The organism is Streptococcus sp. CL8.13, from assembly GCF_049737895.1.
Map to the genome: position 1 here is coordinate 1 of NZ_JBKOTT010000083.1, position 4250 is coordinate 4250.

General features: G+C 41.5%; 5 protein-coding genes and 1 pseudogene. 5 read left to right on the forward strand and 1 reads right to left on the reverse strand.

Annotated elements, in window-relative coordinates; translation table 11 throughout:
• The 3 genes and pseudogenes from ACLNCN_RS03665 to trpA form a co-directional block, all read left to right on the forward strand.
• Window positions 1-70 (forward strand): annotated as a pseudogene (locus ACLNCN_RS03665) (phosphoribosylanthranilate isomerase); the annotation flags it as partial.
• The gene (trpB, locus tag ACLNCN_RS03670) at window positions 48-1271 is read left to right on the forward strand and encodes a tryptophan synthase subunit beta (RefSeq protein WP_050252727.1); all 1224 of its coding nucleotides are present in this window, start codon (window positions 48-50) and stop codon (window positions 1269-1271) included. The pseudogene ACLNCN_RS03665 and the gene trpB, both read left to right, overlap by 23 nt.
• The gene (trpA, locus tag ACLNCN_RS03675; RefSeq protein WP_424844643.1) at window positions 1264-2040 is read left to right on the forward strand and encodes a tryptophan synthase subunit alpha; all 777 of its coding nucleotides are present in this window, start codon (window positions 1264-1266) and stop codon (window positions 2038-2040) included. Before trpB ends, trpA begins: the two co-directional genes overlap by 8 nt.
• Here trpA and ACLNCN_RS03680 read toward each other — a convergent pair.
• The gene (locus ACLNCN_RS03680) at window positions 2012-2671 is read right to left on the reverse strand and encodes a prepilin peptidase (RefSeq protein ID WP_424844644.1); all 660 of its coding nucleotides are present in this window, start codon (window positions 2669-2671) and stop codon (window positions 2012-2014) included. The genes trpA and ACLNCN_RS03680 overlap by 29 nt on opposite strands.
• A 69-nt stretch (window positions 2672-2740) precedes the next feature.
• Between ACLNCN_RS03680 and ACLNCN_RS03685 the strand changes: the two genes are divergently transcribed.
• Both ACLNCN_RS03685 and ACLNCN_RS03690 read left to right on the forward strand, forming a co-directional pair.
• Complete coding sequence (locus ACLNCN_RS03685) at window positions 2741-3196, forward strand: GNAT family N-acetyltransferase (RefSeq protein WP_424844645.1); 456 nt, start codon at window positions 2741-2743, stop codon at window positions 3194-3196.
• A 180-nt stretch (window positions 3197-3376) separates the two neighbouring features.
• Window positions 3377-4250, forward strand: an 874-nt coding sequence (locus ACLNCN_RS03690) for a LacI family DNA-binding transcriptional regulator (protein WP_424844646.1), incomplete at its 3' end; no start/stop codon positions are given.

Genomic DNA, 4250 nt, shown 5'->3' on the forward strand with positions numbered 1-4250 from the left:
ACAAAAAGATCATGAAAAGATTAGAAGATTTATAGAGAGGGTAAAGCATGGCATATCAAGAACCAAATAAAGATGGATTTTACGGAAAATTCGGCGGACGTTTCGTCCCAGAAACATTGATGACAGCAGTTTTGGAGTTGGAGAAGGCCTACCGTGAAAGTCAGGCAGACCCAAGTTTCCAAGAGGAATTGAACCAACTCTTGCGCCAGTATGTGGGACGTGAAACTCCCCTTTACTACGCAAAAAACTTGACCCAGCATATTGGCGGAGCCAAGATTTATCTTAAACGTGAAGACCTTAACCATACAGGGGCCCACAAGATTAACAATGCCTTGGGACAAGTTCTTCTGGCTAAACGCATGGGTAAAAAGAAAATTATTGCTGAAACAGGTGCTGGTCAGCATGGTGTAGCAACTGCAACAGCTGCAGCCCTCTTTAACATGGAATGTACCATCTACATGGGTGAGGAAGATGTCAAACGCCAAGCCCTCAATGTCTTCCGTATGGAGCTTTTGGGAGCTAAGGTTGAAGCCGTAACAGATGGTTCGCGCGTGCTCAAGGATGCGGTCAATGCAGCCCTTCGTTCATGGGTGGCTAATATCGACGATACCCATTATATCCTTGGTTCTGCCTTGGGGCCACATCCTTTCCCAGAAATCGTTCGTGACTTCCAAAGTGTCATCGGTAGAGAAGCTAAACAACAGTACCGTGACTTGACAGGTCAAGATTTGCCAGATGCCCTAGTAGCCTGTGTTGGTGGTGGTTCTAATGCCATCGGGCTCTTCCATCCATTTGTAGAAGATGAGTCTGTAGCTATGTATGGGGCTGAAGCGGCTGGACTTGGTGTGGATACGGAGCACCACGCAGCTACCTTGACCAAGGGGCGTCCGGGTGTTCTTCACGGTTCTCTCATGGATGTGCTCCAAGATGCCCATGGTCAAATTCTTGAAGCTTTCTCGATCTCAGCAGGTTTGGACTATCCTGGTATCGGTCCAGAACACTCTCACTACCACGATATCAAACGTGCCAGCTATGTTCCTGTGACAGATGAGGAAGCCTTGGAAGGGTTCCAACTCTTGTCTCGTGTGGAAGGGATTATCCCAGCTTTGGAATCTAGCCATGCCATTGCCTTTGCAGTGAAATTGGCCAAAGAACTTGGACCAGAAAAGTCCATGATAGTCTGTCTATCAGGTCGTGGGGACAAGGATGTGGTTCAAGTCAAAGACCGCTTGGAAGCAGATGCAGCAAAGAAGGGAGAAGCTCATGCCTAAGACACTAACAGAAAAATTGAATGCTATCAAAGCAGCTGGAAAAGGAATTTTTGTTCCCTATATCATGGCTGGAGACCACGAGAAAGGTTTGGATGGTCTAGCTGAAACAATACACTTTTTAGAAGATTTGGGTGTCTCTGCCATTGAAGTGGGCATTCCCTTTTCAGACCCTGTTGCAGATGGACCTGTTATCGAAGAAGCTGGCTTGCGCAGTTTAGCCCACGGGACCTCTACCCAGGCTTTGGTTGAAACATTGAAAACCATTGAAACAGAGGTTCCACTTGTCATCATGACCTACTTCAACCCCCTCTTTCAGTACGGTGTGGAGAACTTTGTCAAAGATTTGGAAGATACAGCGGTTAAGGGCTTGATCATTCCAGACCTGCCTCATGAGCATGCCAACTTTGTAGAACCATTTTTGGCAGACACAGACATCGCCTTGATTCCCCTAGTTAGTTTGACGACAGGGATTGAGCGTCAGAAAGAGTTGATTGAAGGGGCAGAAGGATTCGTCTATGCCGTTGCCATCAATGGGGTGACAGGGAAATCTGGCAATTACCGTGCAGATTTGGACAAGCACTTGGCACAATTGCATCAAGTGGCCGACATTCCAGTCTTGACAGGTTTTGGCGTATCTAGCCAAGCCGATGTAGAACGCTTTAATGCGGTATCAGATGGAGTTATCGTTGGTTCGAAAATCGTAAAAGCTCTCCATGAAGGAGAGCCAATTCAGGACTTTATCAAACAAGCAGTAGCTTACCAAAAATAATCACACAAGTAGCGAGTAAGAGGAAAGGCACGAAAGGAAGTCTTTCCTTTTTATTTTGCAGGAGAAAGGCTAGAATTCCCGTCGCAGAAGCAAACTGAATCAAGATAAGTAACTCCGTTACGCTAAAGATGAGAGCACAAGAAGCTAAAAAGAGAAAATCCCCTGCGCCCATGCGGATATCGATAAAATGAGCCACAATTCCAAGGACAAGGAAGAGGACCATGACTAGATTCCAGCCAGAGAAAGCCATGAGGATTAGGTGAAAAGTCAGCCAGACTAGTAAGGGATATTCCTGATGACGGAAGTCGTAGATGCCCAGAGTCAAACCAGCAGTGATTAGGATGACTTGCCCCAAGGAAAGCCAGCCCCATGACCAAGCCAGAAAGAGGAGTCCTAAACCTAGTTCAAAGAGGGCATACCAAATAGGATAAGGAGCCTTGCAGTAGCGACAGCGAAAGCGATTGAGCACCTGCGAGAGAATAGGAATCAAATCTAAGGGACGCAAGCGAGTCTGACAGGAATCGCAGTGACTAGCAGGTTGGATAATAGATTGCTCTGGAAAACGGTCAATGACCAAACCAAGAAAGGAAGCGAGAATGCTCCCAACAAGAAAAAAATAAATATCAATCATACTTATCTATTCGTAAAAAATAGGAGAAGTAGTATAATGGAGAAATATAGATAAGGTGGTGAGGTCAAGATGACAATTCGTTTTGAAGAAAATGTGAGCACAGAAAACGCTCAGCTCGTATGTCAATGGTCCAACTCCCTTGGCAAATCCTTTCAAGAACAATGGATGGGGCCAAAGATTCCTTTTCCACTGACCCTTCAAGTCTTGCAAGATTTGGAAGGAATCTTTTCAATCTTTGAAGGACAAGAGTTTGTGGGGCTTATCCAGAAAATTAGGCAAGAAGACAGCAATCTTCATATCGGGAGATTTTTTATCAACCCCCAGAAACAGGGACAAGGCTTAGGTAGCCAGGCTTTAAGAAAATTTGTTAGTTTGGCCTTTGAAAATGGAGACATAGATACTATTTCTCTAAATGTCTTCGAGGCAAATCAAAGAGCTCAGAATCTTTACCAAAAAGAAGGATTTGAAATCGTTCAAATGGTTGAAGCACCTATACGAAAATACATCATGAAAAAGGGGAGATAGAAGCAGACAAAGTCTTTTCCTGTTTTATGTAGATGTTTACACATGAAAATTGAAGTATTTTCAAAAGCTAATTGGAGTGATTTTATTCATGATGGGATAAATGATCTGGCCAAAAATGATTGAGAAATAGTTGCTAAAAAAGCGTTTGCATGATACTATATATTGAAAGGAGGTGATAATATGGTAGAACAAAGAAAATCAATTACCATGAAAGATGTTGCTTTAGAAGCAGGAGTTAGTGTTGGAACAGTTTCACGTGTGATTAATAAAGAAAAAGGCATTAAAGAAGTAACTTTAAGGAAAGTTCAAAGGGCTATAAAAACATTGGACTATATCCCTGATAATTATGCTCGAGGTATGAAAAAGAATAGAACAGAAACTATCGCTTTGATTATTCCGAGCATATGGCATCCATTTTTTTCGGAGTTTGCCTATCATGTTGAGAAAGAGTTATTAAAATATAATTATAAATTATTTATTTGTAACGCTGATAGCGATTCACAAAATGAAATCGAATATATCGAAATGTTGAAACAAAATAAAGTGGATGGAATTATTGGTATTACATATTCTGATATTGACAAATATATTTTATCTGATTTACCGTTTGTAAGTATAGATAGACATTTTTCGGAAAATGTATGCTATGTTACTTCAGCAAATTACAAAGGAGGACAAACTGCAGCAGAGGAACTGGTTAGAAGGGATAATAAGCACCTTGCTTTTATTGGTTCAATTAATATGTATGAGAATGAGACTATACTCAGAAGTAAAGGATTCAGAGAAAAAGCTAAGGAATTAGGAGTAGATGTCTATAATTTTGAAATGAAAGAACCTTTAATAAATCCTGAAGATCAGATAAGAATTTTTTTGCAATCTCATAAAGAAATTGATGGTATATTTACAATAAATGATATGATGGCTCTGAGAGTTATTAGTGTTATGAAAGAACTGGGGAAAATAGCACCTGATGATTACCAGATAATTGGGTTTGATGGTTTAAAAACTTCTGTCGATCAATCTTATCTAGTGTCTACAATAGTTCAAGATATTG

Excerpts from the sequence above, each read along its gene's own strand:
- trpB (WP_050252727.1), top strand. The coding sequence starts at position 48 with ATGGCATATCAAGAACCAAATAAAGATGGATTTTACGGAAAATTCGGC.
- trpA (WP_424844643.1), top strand. The coding sequence starts at position 1,264 with ATGCCTAAGACACTAACAGAAAAATTGAATGCTATCAAAGCAGCTGGA.
- ACLNCN_RS03680 (WP_424844644.1), bottom strand. The coding sequence starts at position 2,671 with ATGATTGATATTTATTTTTTTCTTGTTGGGAGCATTCTCGCTTCCTTT.
- ACLNCN_RS03685 (WP_424844645.1), top strand. The coding sequence starts at position 2,741 with ATGACAATTCGTTTTGAAGAAAATGTGAGCACAGAAAACGCTCAGCTC.